This is a genomic window from Paraburkholderia sp. SIMBA_054, from assembly GCF_046534875.1.
Taxonomy (GTDB): Bacteria; Pseudomonadota; Gammaproteobacteria; order Burkholderiales; family Burkholderiaceae; genus Paraburkholderia; species Paraburkholderia hospita.
Genome location: NZ_JAWRXV010000019.1, coordinates 1 through 17,287, shown reverse-complemented (window position 1 = coordinate 17,287; position 17,287 = coordinate 1). Strand labels below are relative to the sequence as shown.

Genomic DNA, 17,287 nt, shown 5'->3' with positions numbered 1-17,287 from the left:
CGAGGCTCAACCCAACATCCCCTGATTCGATCTCAGCGTGCTCTGCACCGACATCACGTCGCGCAGCACCGTCGTGTCCGGCCGGTTCTTCAGGAAGTCGTCCGGCCCGTAGCCCAGATGCACGACGCCCGCCGCGTTCAGCCGCTTCATCTGCGCGCGCAGCACGGCCGCCTCGACGGGCTGCTGTGTCTGCCGGTTGATGGCGGGCAGCTCGAACACGGTCTTCGCCACCGCGCCCTGCTGCTGCATCACCGTCTGCCGCAGGCTGTCGAGCCACGCGTCGCTGACGCGCTCGCCACCGGCACGCGGCTGCGCCGCCAGCGCGACGAAGTCATAGTTCGCCAGCGACGACGCGAGGCTCAACGAGAAGTTGCGCTCGGCGTTCGCGTCGAACACGGCCTCGGCGGGCACGGTGCGCGCCGTCAGCACGTTGCCGCCGCCCTGATAGGCGCGCACGCGCTCGGCAAGCTGGTTCGTGAACGTGTTCAGATACGCAGTTTTGCCCTTCGCCCAGCGCTGCATCAGATCGTCGGATGCGTGAATCTGCGCGACGTCGCCGGGCAGGCCCCACGAGCGGTACACGGCCAATGCCGCGGCGCTCGTGTCCTCGTACGCGTTCAAGGTCGCGTCCGCGCCGAACACGACGCCGTTGAAGCTCGAATAGCGCGTGAGATCGTCGTAGATGTCCTGGATGGTTTGACGCGCGACGGGATCGAACGGGCTCAGGCGCGGCGTGCGGCCTTGACGCGTATCGGCCGGGCCGTTGGCTGCGACTTCGACGAAACGTCCTCTCGCCGCATGCCCTGTCGGCAGATCGAACGCGAGCAGCGGCATGCGCGCGTACACCTGCACGCCGGCGCGCGTGATCAGTTGCCACGCAACGCGGTTGAACAGGTCGGCGCGCATCGGCATATGGCGGTTCGGGTAGTACAGCGCGCGCGCGACGCCCGTGTTGTCGGGGTCCCAGTACGCCTTCAGGTACACCGACTTCGGTTCGAGATCCTTGATGCGGTCGAGCAGCCTTCCGAGCTTTTCTTCGCTCTTGTTCGGATCGATGTCATACATCTCGTCGAGCGACACGTTCACCACGCGCTCGACGGGATTGTGCTCGCCGCGATACAGGCGCGACGAACGCATCTGCGCGATCAGCGTGCCTACGTCCCAGTCATACGACACGAGCAGGCGGCGAATTGCCGTGAGCGGCACGTCGGGCGTGTTCGGACCATCGTCGAGCGTGAAATGCACGGACATGCCGAGCGCCTGCGACGCCTTGATGAGCGCCGCGTTGTACATCCCGTACGGCCACACGGCCGAGCGCACCGCCACGCCCGTGCGGGCCTCGATCAGGTCGACGCTCTGCTTCAGGTCGTCGTGCACGCGCGCCTGGTACTCTTCGTCCGTCTCGTAGCGTTCCAGTTGCGGGTAATACAGATGCGCGCTCGCGGCGGGCAGTTCATTGCCTTGCGGATTGGCAAGCGCGCCGTGGTGCATGTCGTGCGTGTGCGACGCCACTTCGACGAGGCCGGAGTTCGCCATCTCGCGCAGATCGTCCCAGCTCATGAAGTAGCCCGGCGGCATCACCGACTTGTGGCTGATGCGCACGGGGTCGCCTGCGGGCGTGTCGGTCCAGCGCGTGACGACGCCGATCAGCGCGGGATAGCCGTACTGCTGAAGCAGCGGAAAGGCGTGCGTGAACTGGCTCTTGTATGCGTCGTCGAAGGTGAGCAGCACAGCGCGCGGCGGCAGGCGCGGACCGCCGTTGCGCGACGCGACGATCTGATCGACGCTCACCGGGCGGAAGTCCTTCGCCTTCAGCCACGCGAAGATCGTGTTGAGCGTGGCCGTGCTGATCGCGCAGGTATCGGCGACCGTCGACACATCGGCGCGCAAGTCGTCGCGAATGTCGTGAATGGCGAGCACGCGGAACGTCAGGCCATCGTCCGCGTCGGGCGGCGGCAAACGGTCGAGCGCGATACGGGCCTGCGCAGCGGGTACGGCGGCGAGACCTGCGGCGAATGCAAGAAAACGTCTGCGATTGAGCTTGTCCATGGTGACCTACAGAGGAATGTTCAGGTTCAGGTAGATGAGCTTGCTGGTCTCGCGCGTGTGATCGAGGCGCTGGCTGGAAAGGCCAATGCCATATGCGAGCGATGCGTGCGCGTTGAATTGCCATTGCTGCTCGAGCCGCACTTCCCACAGCATGCTGTTGCCGATATCCGTTTGACGGTAGCCGCCGACCGTCGCGTACGCGCGGTTCGCAAGCGACTGGTCCGCGTTGCGCCATGACGTCCACTGGTACATCGCTGTGAGTTGCGCCGTCATGTCGCGATGCGGTGCGAAGTACGCGGTGTTCGCGAGCGTGTTGCTGCTCGTGTTCAGTTCCACCCACGTCGCGACGAGATGACTCGGCGTGTTGAGGAGACGCTCGTACCACGTGCCGACCCACGCCTGATTCAGGTTCGTGTCGCTATAGCGCGTCGCGCCGTACGTGAGATCGAAGTAGCGGTAATCGTCGACGCTGTAGCGCACGCCACCCGTTGCCGCGCGGCCCGTGACGCCCGCCTGGTACGCTTTCCACGGCAGCGTGTTGACGTTGCTGTCGACACCTGCCGAAAAGCGCCAGCGATCGTCGGGTGCGTAGCTCACGCTGCCTGCGCCTCCCGTTTTCGCCTGACCGCCCGTCGAGCGGTCGACTTCCGCCGCGGCGTCGATGCCATGAAAACGGAAGTCCGCGCCGATGCCGTTACGGATGCGGCTCACGCTGCTGCCGTCGCCCGTGTTCGCGCGGCCGCTGAACTGATGCGCGAACACGCGCCAGTACTCGGCGAGCGGCATCGAGTAGAGCTGCGTGTCGATGCCCCAGTTCTCGTCGGCGAGGACCGAGTTGCCCTTCTGTCCGTTGCCGGCGACGATCAGCTGTGGGCTCTTGTACGCCGCGTAATCCTGCTGGAACGTCTTGACCGTGTTGTTATCGGGGAAGCGGTCGCTGAAGGTCGCGTTGACGTCGGCTGCGCGATCGTACTGACCCAGTTCGAGCGCCGTGCGGCCCAGACCCGCGAGCGTTTCGATGTCGCCGGGGTGATCGACGAGCGTGCCTTCGTAGACCCTCTGCGCCTCGTGCGGACGCTGCTGAACGAGCGACGCATCCGAGCGCGCGCTGATCAGCGCGGGATCGAACGGCGCCTCGTGACGCAGCTCGTCGAGCGCGGCGACGCCTTCGCGCGTGCGGTCCGTGTAGAGCAGGTACTGCGCCTGCAGCTTCTTCACGCGGCCATAGTCTTCGTTCACGTCTTCCGGATGCTCGGAGAGATCCGCGCGAATCGGCGTGCTGGCGGAAATCTGCTTGAGCAGCTGCTGCGCGTTGTCGTAGCGGCCCGAATCGAGGTACGCGAAGAAGAGCCCTTCCTGCACGTCGATGCGCTTCAACGCATGCGGCTCGACGGACGGGACGAGCGGCTCGATGGGCGTCTGCAACGCGCGCTCATAAGCGGGCGCCGCTTTGCGCGGCTGGTCGATGTACGTGTACGCATCGCCGGCTGCCGCGTAGGTGCGCGCGGGCATCGGCTGATTCGAGCGCGACAGGTCTTCATAAAGCGCCGTCGCCTCCTTCATGCGGCCGACACCCTGCAAAGCCGCGACTTTTTCTACGAGCACCGACCGGCGCACGTCCGCGAATTCATCCGATACCGGCATGCGCGCCAGCATGTCGTCGATGTGCGTGAGCGCCGTCTTCGACTGCGCGAGCCGGTCGGGTTCATCGGATGCAAGCGCCTGTTGCCTTCCCCAGTGCACCTCCGTTTCGACGACGAGCGCTTCGATCTGGAACAGGTCGTGATCGGAGAACGCGTCGCGGCTCGCACGCGCTTCCTGGAGCGCAAGCTGCGCGGCGCCCGCGCCCGCTTCCGCAAAGATGCGTTTGCGGAGCTGGTCGCGCTCCGTGTCTACCTTGCCTTCTGCAACATGCCCTGCTGCGACGTTCCCCGTGCTTTCGGACGCAGTGGTCGGCTGCGCGGCGCAGTAGTCGCGCGCAAGCAGCACCAGCAGCAAGGCGGTCGCCTTGACTGCGGCGTGCTTGTGTCGGCTAGAGCGTTTCGTTTTCATGATTCCTCGCTTGTCGGTGCCAACTTCCAGACAAAGCGAGTCCCTGCACCATGCAAATGGCGCATGGAGAGCAACAACGTCGCGTGGCCTGTGAGAGGCGTGGAGTACAGCGTCTTGTTTCGATGGCCAGTTGTTGCGTCGCGCACTGGCCCCGTCCAATTGCGCGGCGAGGCTTATAGCGAAGTCCGTACCAGCACCCCTCTCAACCTTCCTGGTTAAGGGCTCGCTACAAAATCGCGCTTGCAAGCGAACCGTAAAACGTCAAAAACGTTTCATCGTTGAACTCGACAAGCAATACGAATCAATTTTCGGAGTACGGATTGCGTATAGAAACAATCGCATTCATCGGACGCAAAACCATGCCCAGCAAAGAACATGCTTGTGCGTCGCAACAGGTGCCGGCTTTGATTCAAAGCTGAAACGGCATGCACAGTGAACGGAATTCGTCTGAGGCAAGCGATGCGCGAAAGATTGCGCGGCCTCGCGCAGATCGCGTTGGCGATTCCATATGAAATCGATTGAGACGTGCAGAGAGATTCAACACTTCCAGCTGTACGCGCAAGAAAACGCGTCAATCGCGCATGCCGCAAGTGTCGCAACATGCACACAGCAATGTGCGTTAGCGCACATAAGGCTGTCTGCATTCGATGTGCGCCAGCGCACAGAGCCCGTGTTCGAGCGTCGGGTATTGTCTCGCTGCACAATCAAAGACGAAGACAGACGCGGGCCATGAATGGCACCGCATCGAAATGTGATTAGTAATACTACATAACACGATGACGGGGTAATCGATGGATTCTTCATACCGCTCGGGAAGCGGGCGCTGCGCGTGTGCGCAGACGCTGCTTCCCTTCAAGCCGCGACGCGCGGCGTCATAAGGTCAGATCGAAGGAACGTACGAGGAGACCAGGCAGCTTCATGCCGCCCGTCGCGCGTTCGCCCCATGTCCAGTCGTTCAGGAGCAGTTCGGGCTGTGCGCCGATGCGCTCCAGTTCGCTGCCGAGGAGCCGGTACAGGCTGTCGTCGAAGCGCATCGCATCCACAGGCGCAACGATGCGGCCCTGCTCGACCCAGAAGGTCGCGAAGCGCGTCATGCCCGTCATCCGGCAGTTCATCCGATCCGAGAAGTTCACGTACCAGAGATTGCCGATATAGAGACCCGTGTCGAGCGCGCTCAGTACATCGGCTTGCGCGAGATCGCCACCTTGCATCGACAGCGCGGACGGTGTTTCACTCGCCGTCGCGCCATTTGGTGTGAGGCCGTATTCGCGGGCCGTACGCGCGTTGGTCAACTGGGCAACGGCACGCCCTGCTTCGATGAGCGGAACGCTTTGCCTTTGATAGGCGTCGTCGTTGAAGCGCGGTGTGATGTCGAGCGTCAGATCTTCCGTCAGCGTGACGCGGGGATCGAGCGCAACTTCACCGATGTTCAAACGATAGAACTCGTTGCGCGCCGTCGCTTGTGTGCGCGCGGAGAAGGCGCTGAACGAGGCCGCTTCCATCAGCTCGCGCAACGCAGCGGGGGCGAAGTACGTGCGGTAGCGGCCTGGCGCCAGCGCGCGCGGCGCGCGAGAAAGCACGGGCAAACGCGCAGCGGCCTCTTCCACCTTGCCTGCGAATACGGCATCGCTCCAGGTATCGCCGGCATAGTGGCTTCTGATAGCGCGGCCGCTCGCGTCATACAGCGACCAGCTGATATTGAAGTTCTCGACTTCATACCAGCCACGGCTGCCGAGCGACGAAGCAAAGCCGCGCGCCATCGTGCCGCCCGCATAGAAGCCGACGAAGTCGAGTCCGAGTGCGCACTGTGCGACGATGAGCGGCAGGGTATCGGGCGAAGGCAACGTGCCTGCGCGTTGCGTCGTTTCCGACCAGACCGTCGTGTCGAACAGAAGATGCGGATCGTCGGGCGCATCGCGCAGGCCTTCGCGCAATGCCGCCAGCGTTTCGCCGATCGCGTAGGTGTCCGCGCCGATGTCGCCGCATAGCGTGAAGGTCGAATAGGCCTGACGTTGTCCGTCGATCAGTCGCAGCGTGACGCTGGCTTGCGACACGTGGCCCGACTGGCGCACCTTGCCTTCGTTGAAGCGGATGAAGTCGGAGTGCTCGGCGGAAAACGACGTCAGCGCGATTTCATTCGCCGTCAGCCGCTGTTCGATTTCAATCGCAAGCGTCATGAAATGCGTGCGAGAAGCGGATGAATGGTTGTCATGCATCATGCGCCTCCAAATACGTCGACGTTGCTGAACACACATGCGGGCGACGCATGGCCGACGCGAATGATCTGCATCGGCTCTCCCTTGCCGCACATCGACGTGCCATACACGCCGCGCGTCGCTTCATTGCCGACGGCCACGAGGCTGCGCCAGAAGCTCGCAGAGATGCCGCGATAGTTCGGCTGACGCACGACCTGCGTGAGTTGGCCGTTCTCGATCAGCTGGCCGTATTCGCAGCCGAACTGAAACTTGTTGCGATGATCGTCGATCGACCATGACGTGTTGGTCCGCATCAGAATGCCGCTTTCGATGTTCGCGATCATGTCTTCCAGCGTGCTGCTTCCCGGTTCGATGTTGAGATTCGCCATGCGGTCGATGGGCGGCCGGTTCCAGCTCGACGCACGCGAGTTCGCGACACCCGCGAGCCGCGCGCGCTGCTGCGACAGCGCACCGCCGAGCGGCCGCATCAGCACGCCGTCGCGGATCAGGTACTCGCGTTTCGCGCGTGTACCGTCATCGTCGAACGCATAGCTTGCGGCTTCTTCGCGCAGGTCGGGATCGAACGTGACGTTCAGCAACTCGGAGCCGTAGCGATACGAGCCGAAGTGCTCGCGCTTGACGAAGCTCCAGCCCGCGAAGTTGCGCTCGTCGCCGAGAATGCGGTCGAGTTCGAGCGGATGGCCGATCGATTCGTGAATCTGCAACATCATCTGATCGGGCATCAGCAACAGATCGCGCGGACCCGACGGACAGTTCGGTGCGGCCACCAGTTGCAGCGTCTCGTTTGCGATGCGCGCGCCCGCGCCGTCGAAGCCGAAATGCGCGAGCACATCGACGCCGCCTTGCGCGAGCGTGCCGTAGTCGCCGCCGAGCGTGCGAACCTGCGTCACGCCGTCCGCGTGCGCCGTCACGGAAATCTGCGGCAGCATGAAGCGGAAACGCTGATCGATGCGTATGCCATCGCTCGTCAGATACGTCTGCTCGCTGTGCGTGAGCTGCACGGCGGCTGTACGCTCGACAATGCGGCCGTCGATGTTCGCTGCCGCGCATTCGTGCTGCAAACGCTCTAACCATTCGCGCCGGCCCGGCAACGTTTGCGCGACGGCGGGCGATTCATAGGTGCCGCTTTCGACAGGCCGCGCGATCTGCGCATGATCGATCAACGATACGGACGCGCATGCCTTGGCGCGTTGCGTCGCGATATCGAGCGCGGCTTGCAGGCCGCTCTCCGACAGATCAGCCGTGGCGGCATAACCTGCGCCCCTTCCACACCACGCAACCAGCATCGCGCCGCGATCGCTCGCGATGCGCAGTGGTTGCGCGACGTCGTTACGTACGGCGTGATCGTCGGTCCGTTCGTTCACGATACGCACCGACCAGAAGTCCGCTTCGCTGCGCAACGCGCGCGGCAAGCGGCTCAACAAGGATTCGACCATGGGATTGCCTCACGAATGTCATGCGCCCATGCGAGCATCGACGCGCCGGTGAGGCGCATAGGCACGCACGCGAATGCCATATCGTACGCGATGCGCAATACTCGAGCGGCTCACGTGCTGCGCCGTCTTGTCTTCATCCTCTTCTCGCGCTGTGTCCCGGCGCACATTCATCCCGTTCGATTGTCTGCCACTGCACATTCATCGGCGCCGCCGCATGCAAGCAAAAGCCTGTTTTTCGCGTGCTGCGCGTACATTTCATAGGCTTTCCTCATTGGAAACCTCGCGCAAAATGATGCATTTCTGAACGCGACGAGCGACGTGTGCATGCGAGATTCGCTTGAATGGTCGTACGGGCACGATGTTCTTTGACAAACATCAAGTCACTCAAGAAGGTACTGACCCGTGCCGTTATCACGGACAAGCCGCTCCTCTTACAACGAACAGAGCCTCTGCCCATGCAAATCCAGAACGATCTTTCAGGCAGCACCGCAATCTCCAGCACACGTACGGCGGATACCTCGACGGACACATCGGCTACATCCGCGACGAGTGGCGCAAAACCGGCCTCGACCTCTGCCGCCACGTCCGGCGCACAGGGTGCGCAAGGCGCGTCGTCCGGAGGATCGACGGGCGGCGACAGCATTCAGGAAGCGGCTATCAAGCAACTCAAGGTGCTGATCGAGTCGTTGCAGCAGAAGCTGTCGGCAGTGCAACAGCAGATGGCCCGCGCACAACAGCAGGCGAATACGGATAGCACGGGGGCAGGCGCTGCGATGGTTGCTTCATTGAGTGCGCAGGCGATGTCGATTTCAGCGGCGCTGCAAACCGCCACGGCCGAGCTTGCTCAACTGATTCTTTCTTCATCGGGCAAGTCGACGGGCGGCATCGTCAATACACAGGCGTGAAGCGCTACAGCGCGACGTATCGCTCCTGAAGGGGAACGTCGGCGTACTCGAAGGTCGGGCGCGCGTAGAAAAACCCCTGCGCGAGCACCTTGGGCCATTGCGCGAGCCAGCGCGCGAGCGCCCTCGTTTCGACGCCCTCCACCACCACCGCGACATTCAGCCTTTCGAGCATCGACAGTACGCCCGATGCGACGGCTGACGCGCGCGGACAGTCCGGCACGCCATCGAGCATTTCGCGCGCGACCTTAACCGTATCGACATCGATCGTGCTCAGAAGCGCGAGCGACGAATAGCCGGTGCCGAAGTCGTCGATTGCGAGACGCATGCCTGCTTCGCGCAACGGCTTCGTCAGAGGCGGCGCAGCCAGCAAGCGAGTCGCGTCTTCCGTTTCGACGAGTTCGAGTTCGAGCAGATCGGGTTCGACGCCATGCAGACGCGCGATCTGCATCACAGTGGCCGGAAAGTGCTCGTCGGCGACGACGCGCGGCGGCACATTGACAGCGATCGGACACACCCGTTGCCCCTGGCGCTGCGCGTGAGCCAGCGCCCGGCATGCGCCGTCGATCACGTGATAGGTCAGTTGCAACGCGACGAGGGGATGATCGAGCGCGACGAGAAAGGCATCGGGCAACAGCATGCCGTAGTCCGGATGCATCCAGCGGATCAGCGCTTCGACGCGCGCGAGCTTGCCTGTCTGCACATCGTAGATGCCCTGAAACGCGAGCCGGAATTCACCGGCGAGAAGACCTTCGCTCACGCGTTGTTCGAGTTGGTTCATCAGGCGCGGCGTGTGCATCGTATTGTTCGTGCGCGTCGTCGCACGGGCATCATCATCCTCGCGATCGGCAGCGGTAGCGTGGCGAGCATCCATCGTATGGGAGGACCGTATTTATTGATGTGTGGATGGGATTGGCTTTTCCCCATTCGATGCACGTTTCATACCATGGGTTCGCTGTTTCCTGGCAACCACGCTGAAACCCGCATGGCGCCTCATTCTACGGACGATCGCACGGATTCGCGGTCTGGAAAGAAAGCGTAACAACGTTTCGTGCGCGAAACATGTGCGCTGCGCGTGCGTGGAACGCGGCGCGCGGCCCGACTCGCATTGCAGCGGGATGCTCCGCGCTTACCCGCGCAAAATACCGACTGTCAAAAGTGCTTCATGTGCGAATCGCTTTTGCGCGCGGCATTACCTCAGAGGTAATCGATTCGCCTTGCGACGGCCGATATGCTGGCGTCATTCGTCAACGACCGGGAGAGCAGCATGTCAACGTTTGCCGTCGCGCATCTGCATGAAGTGAAGATGGGTGTGGAGATCGTCGAGTACCTGAAGCGTATCGATGCGACGCTTGCGCCTTATTGCGGCCATTTCGTGCTGCATGGTGGCCGTTGCGAACGGCTCGAAGGCAACTGGCGCGGCGACCTGGTCGCCATTGAGTTTCCGAATCGAGACCTCGCGCGCGCATGGTACCGATCTGCCGCCTATCAGGCGATTCTGCCGCTGCGCACGGACAATTCGATCGGCGATGTGATTCTGATCGACGCGGTGCCGGCCTCGCACGTCGCGACGGATGTGTTGTGCGGATAAGCGCACATACATAAGCGTACAGGGGTAAGCGGGGTGCGCTTCACTGCGTGGAATCGCCACGTGAAAACGCCACCCCTCACCCGGCATGGCGATCAACTGCCGAAGTACACCGAGCAATAGCTGACGGGACCGACGCATGTCGACATGCCTGTGTTCGCGCCCGTGACGGGCATCCGCGATCCCGCGGCGTGCGTGCCCGCCATGCCGGCGCCTTCGCTTTCCTGCGCAACCTTCTGGTGAGCGACCTGTTGCTGATAGATGGGGGCGACTTCGGGATACGACGTGTCGGTCACGAACTGCGAGCCGTTCTGCTCGGCCTGGATCAGTTCCTGACGGACTTCTGCGCGCGTCTTCTCCTGCGCAAATGCGTTCGATGCGAATGCCGTCGAAGCGAGTGCAGCGATCGAAACAGTCAACAGTGCAAGCTTTTTCATTTCCAGCTCCTTCAGTGTAGAGGTGACGTCGATGCGTCACAGGATGTGTGGCGCTTCACTGTGATGAACAAAGCGATGTCGACATCTATTCCCAACTTTTTTTGCTTTCTCACATCGGCCGTTTGCAGATAAAAATTCTCGCGTGAGACGGGAATAAACACCGCTCCTCTGTGTTGGCGGCCTAAGCACGTCACCATCAGAAACGAAAGGAGCATTCGTGATGAATTCAAAGTCCCGAGCGTCGACGGCCCGCTGCATGCCATGCCGATTCGCCGCGATCGGCGCAGCGGTATTCGCGCTCGCTGGCACTTTCGCGTATGCGGCCGGCTGGCTCACGCCTTCACGCCTCACGACGTATCGCATCATCAACCAGTTCCAGGCGAACAGCGGCCCACACCCGGGCTATCGCCGCAATCACGCGAAAGGGCTTTGCGTAGAGGGCTATTTCGACAGCAACGGCAATGCAGCGTCGATTTCGCGCGCGCAGGTTTTCACGCAGGGCCGCACGCCCGTCATCGGCCGCTTTGCGATTCCCGGTGGTAATCCATCAGCGCCCGATGCCAGCGTGCCGGTTCGCAGCTTCGCACTGCTCTTCACACAACGCGACGGCGAGCAATGGCGCACGGCCATGAATTCAACGCCCGTGTTCGCGGTGCATACACCCGAGCAGTTCTATCAGCAACTCGTCGCCGCACAGCCGGATTCGAAGACGGGCAAGCCCGATCCCGCGAAGCTGAAGGCGTTTTATGCGACGCACCCCGAAACGCAGCCGTTTCAGCAATGGGTGAAGACGTATCCGGCATCGTCCGGTCTTGGGAATGCCGCGTACTACAGCATCAACGCGTTCCGCTTTACCGACGCGAGTGGACAGGAGCACGCGGTGCGCTGGTCCGTGGAGCCGGAAGCGTCATATGCGCCTGTCGATCCGGAAGAGAAGAACGATCCCGGCTTTCTGTCACAGCAGTTCGACGAACAACTGAAGCACGGCAACGTGCGCTGGCATCTGATCGTGACGCTTGCGAACGCCGGCGATTCCACCAGCGACGCGACGCTGCAATGGCCCGCCGACCGGCAGCGCATCGACGCGGGCACCGTTGTTATCGAACGTAGCGCGCCGCAAGCGGATGGCGTGTGCCGCGACGTGAACTTCGATCCGACTGTACTGCCGGATGGCATCGCGCCTTCGGACGACCCACTGCTCGCGGCGCGTTCGGCGGCCTACGCCGTGTCGTATCAGCGGCGCACACGGGAAGAAGCGCTGCATCACGCGCCCGCCACTTCGCAACCCTGAACGGAACGCATCATGACGAACACCTCTCGCCATTTCTCTCCGCTCGCGCGCCTGTTGCACTGGACCATGGCAGTGCTGATTCTCGCGATGCTATTCGTCGGCGTCGCAATGGTCGCGACCGTCTCGCACGCACATGCAACGCTTATCGCATTGCATCGGCCGCTTGGCGTTGCGTTGCTCGTGCTCGCCTTGATTCGCGTCGTAGTGCGATTGAAGAACGGCAGCCCCGCACTGCCCGACGATATGCCCGCATTGCAGCGCTTCGCAGCCAAGGCATCGCATCTCGTGCTGTATGGGCTATTCATCGCGATGCCGTTGATCGGTTGGGCAATGCTCTCGGCGGGCGGCTATCCCGTCGTGTTGTTCGGCGCCTGGCATCTGCCCGCAATCGTGCCGCAAGACGTGGATCTGTTCGCGTTGTTGCGCGCGTTGCATACGTCGCTCGCATTCGCGCTGTTCGCGACTGTGCTCGCGCATATCGCGGCAGCCCTCTTTCATCGACTCATTCGTCGCGACGGCGTATTCTCCAGCATGGCTCGCGGCGGACGTTAGACCTTCCGTGCGTCGCGCCGGCCGCATCTGCGACACAAAGGAGGCATTGCGTGTTCGAACAATGCGATTGGTTCAATGAGCCGTCGACCTGGTCGCGCGACGGCGATACGCTCAACGTGACGACCGATCCGAAAACCGACTTTTTGCGCAACACGCATTACGGCTTCACGCGCGATTCGGGTCACTGCTTCGGAGTCCGCACGCAAGGCGATTTCACCGCACAGGTGCGCGTGCGCGGACAGTTTCATGCGCTATACGATCAGGCGGGATTGATGGTGCGCGTCGACGAGTCGACATGGCTGAAGGCGGGTGTCGAATTCACCGATGACGTATTGATGATGAGCAGCGTATTGACGGTCGGTCAGTCGGACTGGGCCATCGGTGCGCCCATTGCGGCGACGGACGGCTTCTGGATGCGTGCAACCGTCGCGCGAGGCGTGTTGCGCGTGCAATATTCAATCGACGGAACAACGTGGCCTCTGCTGCGGCTTGCGCCCTTTCCTTTGGCAGCACACTACTTCGTTGGCCCCGTGTGCTGTACACCCGAACGCGGTGGATTGAATGTCGAGTTCTCCAGCTTCACCGTAGCCGAGCCGTTGCAGAAGGATCTGCACGATCTGAGTTGAGCCTCATGTTCGCGCGGCGAGCCGTACCGTACGCCTCGCCGCACGCAGCGTTGTGCGCGGATCAAGCCTGTTCCGCGAAACCCGCCTTGAGCGCCTGATAAATGCTGCGATAACGCGCAAGCCTGTGCGCAAGCAACGGCGCCTGTGCACGATCGGGCTCGCAGGACTCGAGCGTCGGGGGGGCAAGGCAGACTTCGCTGATCGATTCGCCCGTCACCGCGAGCCGTGCAAGGCGAGCCGCGCCGAGTGCCGCGCCCACGTCGCTGCCTTCGTGACGATGCATCGTGATGCCCGTTGCCGTCGCGCACAGATTGGCCCAGAACGGGCTGCGCGAGCCGCCGCCGATGAACGACGCGCTCTGCAACGTCGTACCTGCGCTTTGCAGCGCTGCGTAGCCATCGGCCATCGCGAACGCAACGCCTTCCATCACGCTGTATGCGAGATCGCCCGTCGTGTGCGCGCCCGTCAAACCCCAGAACACGCCGCGCGCGTTCGCATCGTTATGCGGCGTGCGCTCGCCGCTCAGATAGGGCAGAAAGATCGGCGCAGCCGCGGGATCGGCCGTGCTCGCGAGCTCGGGCAAACTGCCGACTTCGCGGTTCACGACTTTCGACAGCCACCCAAGGCTCGATGCCGCCGACAGAATCACACTCATCTGATGCCAGCGGTCCGGCAAGCAATGACAGAACGCATGCACGCCTTGCGCCGGATTCGGCGCGAAGCGATCGGTGCCAGCGAACAGCACGCCCGATGTGCCGAGCGACAGAAACGCGCTGCCCGCTTCCGCCACGCCCATGCCGATCGCGCTTGCCGCGTTGTCGCCAGCGCCGCCGCATAGCACGACGGGACCGGCAATGCCCCAGTCGCGCCGCAATGCCTCGCTCAACTGCGCAGCGCTCGCGCTGCCTTCGACGAGGCGCGGCATGTGCGCACGCGTCAATCCCGTCGCCGCGAGCATGCGGTCGGACCAGTCGCGCTTCGCGACATCGAGCCATAGCGTGCCCGAAGCGTCCGACATGTCGGACACGAAATCGCCCGTGAGCCGCCACGCGAGATAGTCTTTCGGCAAGAGCACTTTGGACGCGGCACGAAATATATCGGGTTCGTGCTTTGCGAGCCAAAGCAGCTTGGGCGCGGTGAAACCGGGCATCGCGAGATTGCCTGTGATCTCGCGCGATTCGGGCACGAGCGCTTCCAGTTCCGCGCATTCGGCGAACGCGCGCGTGTCGTTCCAGAGTATCGCGGGCCTGAGTACTTCGCCTTTCGCGTCGAGCAGCGTCGCGCCGTGCATCTGTCCCGAGAGCCCGATGCCCCGCAGCGCCGCGAATGCGCCGGGATTCTCGCCACGCACGGCGGCAACGGCATCGAGCGTGGCCTGCCACCACGCATGGGGATTCTGCTCCGACCAGTGCGGATGCGGCTGTGCTACATCCAGACGCACGCCGCTTGTCGCGAGCGTCTGGGACGCGTCATCGGTCAGAATTACTTTTACCTCGGAGGTGCCGAGGTCGATTCCAAGGAAAGTCACTGCACGTTCTCACTATTTGGCATGAGTGGACGCCGCATGCTGAAACATCGACGACGCGCCAGCGCGGCTACGTGTTCACCGAGCAAAAGCTGGAGCCGCAGGCGCGGAGCGCGCGAGCGCGACTCTCCCGTGGGAAAGCATGTCTTCTCCATTGTCCGCCGGCTTGCGACTGCCGGCGCTCGTTCGACTCGTTGAAACGAGACGTTACCACGCTGCCCCTGAAGGGGACGACTGCGAACGATTCGTCCCACATTTGCGTGGCTGATGGCATCTCCCTTTTTCGATGAATTTGACCGATTGAAATGCGCGGCAGACACTCAGCGGCAATCCCCCACCTACATCTATGCGATCCATCATGGCTTCCATCGAAACCACGCACGCAACCGGCCGCGTTGACGCTGTCCGGCCTCTCGAAGACAGGACGTTGCGCAAGATCGTCGTAGCGTCCGTCGCAGGCAACGCGATGGAATGGTACGACTTCTTCGTCTATGGCACGGCGGCCGCGCTCGTGTTCGGACAGTTGTTCTTTCCTGTGGGCGCCGATCCCTTGATCGGCACGCTCGGCGCATTTGCCGCGTTCGCCATGGGTTTCGTCGCGCGGCCGTTGGGCGGCGTCGTGTTCGGCCATATCGGCGACCGCTACGGGCGCAAGGCGTCGCTCGTCTGGACGCTGCTCATCATGGGTGTCGCGACATTCGCGATCGGACTGCTGCCGACGTATGCGCAGATCGGCATCTGGTCGCCTGTTGCGCTCGTCGTATTGCGGCTGCTGCAAGGCGTTGCATCAGGTGGCGAATGGGGCGGCGGCGTCTTGATGATCAGCGAAAGCGCACCGCCCGAAAAACGCGGCTATTACGCCGCGTGGAGCCAGTTGGGCGTGGGCGGCGGATTCGTGTTGTCGTCAGCTGCGTTTCTCGCGGCGCAGTCGCTGCCGCACGATGCGTTTATCAGCTGGGGCTGGAGACTGCCCTTTCTCGCGAGCATCGCGATCTTTGCTATTGGCGTCTATATCAGGCACAGCCTGCCGGAAAGCCGGGATTTCGAACAGACTGAAAAGCGTGGGGAGAAAACCCATATGCCCGTCGTCGAGGTCATCAAGCGGCATCCGAAAGAGATCTTGATGGCGATGGGGCTGCGCGTGGCGGAAAACGGCGGCGCTTATATCTTTCTCGCGTTTTCGCTTGTGTATGGAAAGTTTGTGGGGATCGCCAGCTCGGTAATGTTGACGGGCGTCATGCTGGCAATGGTCGTCGAAATGGGCGCGATGCTGGCCTGGGGACGTCTGTCAGATCGCATTGGACGAAAGCCTGTGTACATGATCGGCGCGGCAGGATTGATCGTGATGGCCTTTCCGTTCTTCTGGTTGCTCGATACGCACCAGACGCCGTGGATCTATCTTGCGCTTATTCTCGGCACAGCCGTTTGTCACGGCGCGATGATCGGTACGTTGCCCGCACTCGTCGGCGAACTGTTCAGCACCGAAGTGCGATATTCAGGCGTGGCGCTTGGGCATGAAGTGGCGTCGATCTTCGCTGGCGGGCTGTCGCCGCTGATCGCAATCGCGTTGCTTGCCCGTTATCACGCTTACTGGCCGGTTTCGATCTTCCTGATGGTGCTCGGCGCGATTACTGTTGTGACGCTCAGGTTTACGCATGAGACGCGTGCGGTTCGATGAAGCGTTGCGTCTCCGTGCTGTCTCTTTTGCCGGATTGAAACGCCTTTATGGGCGCAGGGCATTCATCGCGGCGATGAGACCGCTTGCCGGGCTGGTGAGCGGCTTCATCGCTCGCGTCAATAACGCTGCGGCGCCCGCCATGGATGCCTGAGCCAAGACGACAATCGTGGCGCCGTCCTGGTAGGCGTCTTCCGTTGCGGCAGCGATCTTCGCCAGGTAAGCGGCCTGTTCGCCCGCTTTAAACAGCTGCCAGGCGCCCTGCACCAGCCGGATCTCGACCTCAGCCCCGGATCGCTTCGCTGCGCCCGTAAATATCCGTGCAGTCGGCGCCAGCGTCGTCTCAACAGCGCATAGCGCAATCACTTTGCCGCCGGCACGCGTCGCCTCTTCTGCCAAGGCACTGTCGACTCGTATCATGGGGACAGGGGCATTGGCCGCTTCGGCTGAGATACAGGGCCCCAGAGTGGAACATGTGAGAAGTACTACATCCGCACCACGCCCCAGATTCAACAGGACATCACAAGTCTGACGTTCGATGTCCGGGGTCAGCCCGCGAGCGAGTTCTGCAGCTGCGAGGAGGTCAGCACGCACTTCATGGTGGAGCGAGCCCTGTGGCAGATTCAACTGCTGTGCCACTGTGTCGAACACCGCGACGTTACTTTCTGCCGTGTGTAAGCACGCGATGCGCATCGCTTTCTCTCCAGGTCGAGTCAAGCAGTTTCGCACAGGTACGCGGCAAGGTTGCGGCATTAGCGACGTGGGGCAGTCTCGCGGGAAGATCGGATGGAGAGGAAATGCGGGCACGCTCGTCGCTGTAGCATGCGGCCCGCTGAGAAAGCGACGTTAAAAACGTGATCTACAAACGCCAAGACCCCGCTTTTGAGGGCGGGGTCTTGGTCTTGGGTAAGGAGCCTGACGATTACCTACTTTCACAC

At 62.4% G+C, this 17,287-nt stretch carries 14 protein-coding genes; 6 read left to right on the top strand and 8 right to left on the bottom strand.

Features of this window, described 5'->3' with window-relative positions:
• Window positions 1-6: 6 nt before the first annotated feature.
• The 4 genes from pgaB to SB822_RS22990 form a co-directional block, all read right to left on the bottom strand.
• Window positions 7-2,049, bottom strand: a complete 2,043-nt coding sequence (pgaB, locus tag SB822_RS23005) for a poly-beta-1,6-N-acetyl-D-glucosamine N-deacetylase PgaB (RefSeq protein ID WP_410855738.1) — start codon at window positions 2,047-2,049, stop codon at window positions 7-9.
• A 6-nt stretch (window positions 2,050-2,055) separates the two neighbouring features.
• Window positions 2,056-4,101: a poly-beta-1,6 N-acetyl-D-glucosamine export porin PgaA gene (gene pgaA, locus SB822_RS23000; RefSeq protein WP_007734121.1), complete on the bottom strand. Its 2,046-nt coding sequence runs from the start codon at window positions 4,099-4,101 to the stop codon at window positions 2,056-2,058.
• A gap of 872 nt (window positions 4,102-4,973) precedes the next feature.
• On the bottom strand, window positions 4,974-6,317 hold the full coding sequence (locus SB822_RS22995; RefSeq protein WP_090837901.1) for a TldD/PmbA family protein: 1,344 nt from the start codon (window positions 6,315-6,317) through the stop codon (window positions 4,974-4,976).
• The gene (locus SB822_RS22990) at window positions 6,317-7,753 is read right to left on the bottom strand and encodes a TldD/PmbA family protein (protein WP_090837887.1); all 1,437 of its coding nucleotides are present in this window, start codon (window positions 7,751-7,753) and stop codon (window positions 6,317-6,319) included. Before SB822_RS22990 ends, SB822_RS22995 begins: the two co-directional genes overlap by 1 nt.
• Window positions 7,754-8,208: 455 nt before the next feature.
• On the opposite strand from SB822_RS22990, the gene SB822_RS22985 reads away from it, so the two are divergent.
• On the top strand, window positions 8,209-8,658 hold the full coding sequence (locus tag SB822_RS22985) for a hypothetical protein (RefSeq protein ID WP_090837890.1): 450 nt from the start codon (window positions 8,209-8,211) through the stop codon (window positions 8,656-8,658).
• Between the two features lie 4 nt (window positions 8,659-8,662).
• Here the strand turns inward: SB822_RS22985 and SB822_RS22980 are convergent, their stop codons facing one another.
• On the bottom strand, window positions 8,663-9,454 hold the full coding sequence (locus tag SB822_RS22980; RefSeq protein WP_242681841.1) for an EAL domain-containing protein: 792 nt from the start codon (window positions 9,452-9,454) through the stop codon (window positions 8,663-8,665).
• A gap of 468 nt (window positions 9,455-9,922) precedes the next feature.
• Here SB822_RS22980 and SB822_RS22975 point away from each other — a divergent pair, with 468 nt between their 5' ends.
• Complete coding sequence (locus tag SB822_RS22975; RefSeq protein WP_007734131.1) at window positions 9,923-10,246, top strand: DUF1330 domain-containing protein; 324 nt, start codon at window positions 9,923-9,925, stop codon at window positions 10,244-10,246.
• A 92-nt stretch (window positions 10,247-10,338) separates the two neighbouring features.
• On the opposite strand, the gene SB822_RS22970 is transcribed toward SB822_RS22975, so the two are convergent.
• On the bottom strand, window positions 10,339-10,680 hold the full coding sequence (locus SB822_RS22970; protein WP_007583651.1) for a DUF4148 domain-containing protein: 342 nt from the start codon (window positions 10,678-10,680) through the stop codon (window positions 10,339-10,341).
• A 220-nt stretch (window positions 10,681-10,900) separates the two neighbouring features.
• Here SB822_RS22970 and SB822_RS22965 point away from each other — a divergent pair, with 220 nt between their 5' ends.
• Genes SB822_RS22965 through SB822_RS22955 form a run of 3 tightly spaced genes read left to right on the top strand, consistent with a single transcriptional unit; the run spans window position 10,901 to window position 13,149 of the window.
• Entirely contained in the window at window positions 10,901-11,971 is a 1,071-nt protein-coding gene (locus SB822_RS22965; protein ID WP_007734133.1) for a catalase family peroxidase, read from the top strand.
• A 12-nt stretch (window positions 11,972-11,983) separates the two neighbouring features.
• The gene (locus SB822_RS22960; protein WP_090837893.1) at window positions 11,984-12,523 is read left to right on the top strand and encodes a cytochrome b; all 540 of its coding nucleotides are present in this window, start codon (window positions 11,984-11,986) and stop codon (window positions 12,521-12,523) included.
• Between the two features lie 50 nt (window positions 12,524-12,573).
• Window positions 12,574-13,149 carry a DUF1349 domain-containing protein gene (locus SB822_RS22955; protein WP_410855737.1) on the top strand — a complete coding sequence of 192 codons (576 nt, stop codon included), beginning with the start codon at window positions 12,574-12,576 and terminating at the stop codon, window positions 13,147-13,149.
• Window positions 13,150-13,210: 61 nt separating this feature from the next.
• Here SB822_RS22955 and xylB read toward each other — a convergent pair whose 3' ends face one another.
• Window positions 13,211-14,677: a xylulokinase gene (gene xylB / locus SB822_RS22950; RefSeq protein WP_007734143.1), complete on the bottom strand. Its 1,467-nt coding sequence runs from the start codon at window positions 14,675-14,677 to the stop codon at window positions 13,211-13,213.
• Between the two features lie 355 nt (window positions 14,678-15,032).
• Between xylB and SB822_RS22945 the strand changes: the two genes are divergently transcribed.
• On the top strand, window positions 15,033-16,352 hold the full coding sequence (locus SB822_RS22945; RefSeq protein ID WP_007583642.1) for an MFS transporter: 1,320 nt from the start codon (window positions 15,033-15,035) through the stop codon (window positions 16,350-16,352).
• 45 nt (window positions 16,353-16,397) lie between these two features.
• Here the strand turns inward: SB822_RS22945 and SB822_RS22940 are convergent, their stop codons facing one another.
• The gene (locus tag SB822_RS22940) at window positions 16,398-17,042 is read right to left on the bottom strand and encodes an aspartate/glutamate racemase family protein (RefSeq protein WP_090837895.1); all 645 of its coding nucleotides are present in this window, start codon (window positions 17,040-17,042) and stop codon (window positions 16,398-16,400) included.
• Window positions 17,043-17,287: the final 245 nt, after the last annotated feature.

Bases quoted from the DNA above. Each gene is read 5' to 3' on its own strand.
- pgaB (WP_410855738.1), bottom strand. From the start codon at position 2,049: ATGGACAAGCTCAATCGCAGACGTTTTCTTGCATTCGCCGCAGGTCTC.
- pgaA (WP_007734121.1), bottom strand. From the start codon at position 4,101: ATGAAAACGAAACGCTCTAGCCGACACAAGCACGCCGCAGTCAAGGCG.
- SB822_RS22995 (WP_090837901.1), bottom strand. From the start codon at position 6,317: ATGCATGACAACCATTCATCCGCTTCTCGCACGCATTTCATGACGCTT.
- SB822_RS22990 (WP_090837887.1), bottom strand. From the start codon at position 7,753: ATGGTCGAATCCTTGTTGAGCCGCTTGCCGCGCGCGTTGCGCAGCGAA.
- SB822_RS22985 (WP_090837890.1), top strand. From the start codon at position 8,209: ATGCAAATCCAGAACGATCTTTCAGGCAGCACCGCAATCTCCAGCACA.
- SB822_RS22980 (WP_242681841.1), bottom strand. From the start codon at position 9,454: ATGCACACGCCGCGCCTGATGAACCAACTCGAACAACGCGTGAGCGAA.
- SB822_RS22975 (WP_007734131.1), top strand. From the start codon at position 9,923: ATGTCAACGTTTGCCGTCGCGCATCTGCATGAAGTGAAGATGGGTGTG.
- SB822_RS22970 (WP_007583651.1), bottom strand. From the start codon at position 10,680: ATGAAAAAGCTTGCACTGTTGACTGTTTCGATCGCTGCACTCGCTTCG.
- SB822_RS22965 (WP_007734133.1), top strand. From the start codon at position 10,901: ATGAATTCAAAGTCCCGAGCGTCGACGGCCCGCTGCATGCCATGCCGA.
- SB822_RS22960 (WP_090837893.1), top strand. From the start codon at position 11,984: ATGACGAACACCTCTCGCCATTTCTCTCCGCTCGCGCGCCTGTTGCAC.
- SB822_RS22945 (WP_007583642.1), top strand. From the start codon at position 15,033: ATGGCTTCCATCGAAACCACGCACGCAACCGGCCGCGTTGACGCTGTC.
- SB822_RS22940 (WP_090837895.1), bottom strand. From the start codon at position 17,042: ATGCGCATCGCGTGCTTACACACGGCAGAAAGTAACGTCGCGGTGTTC.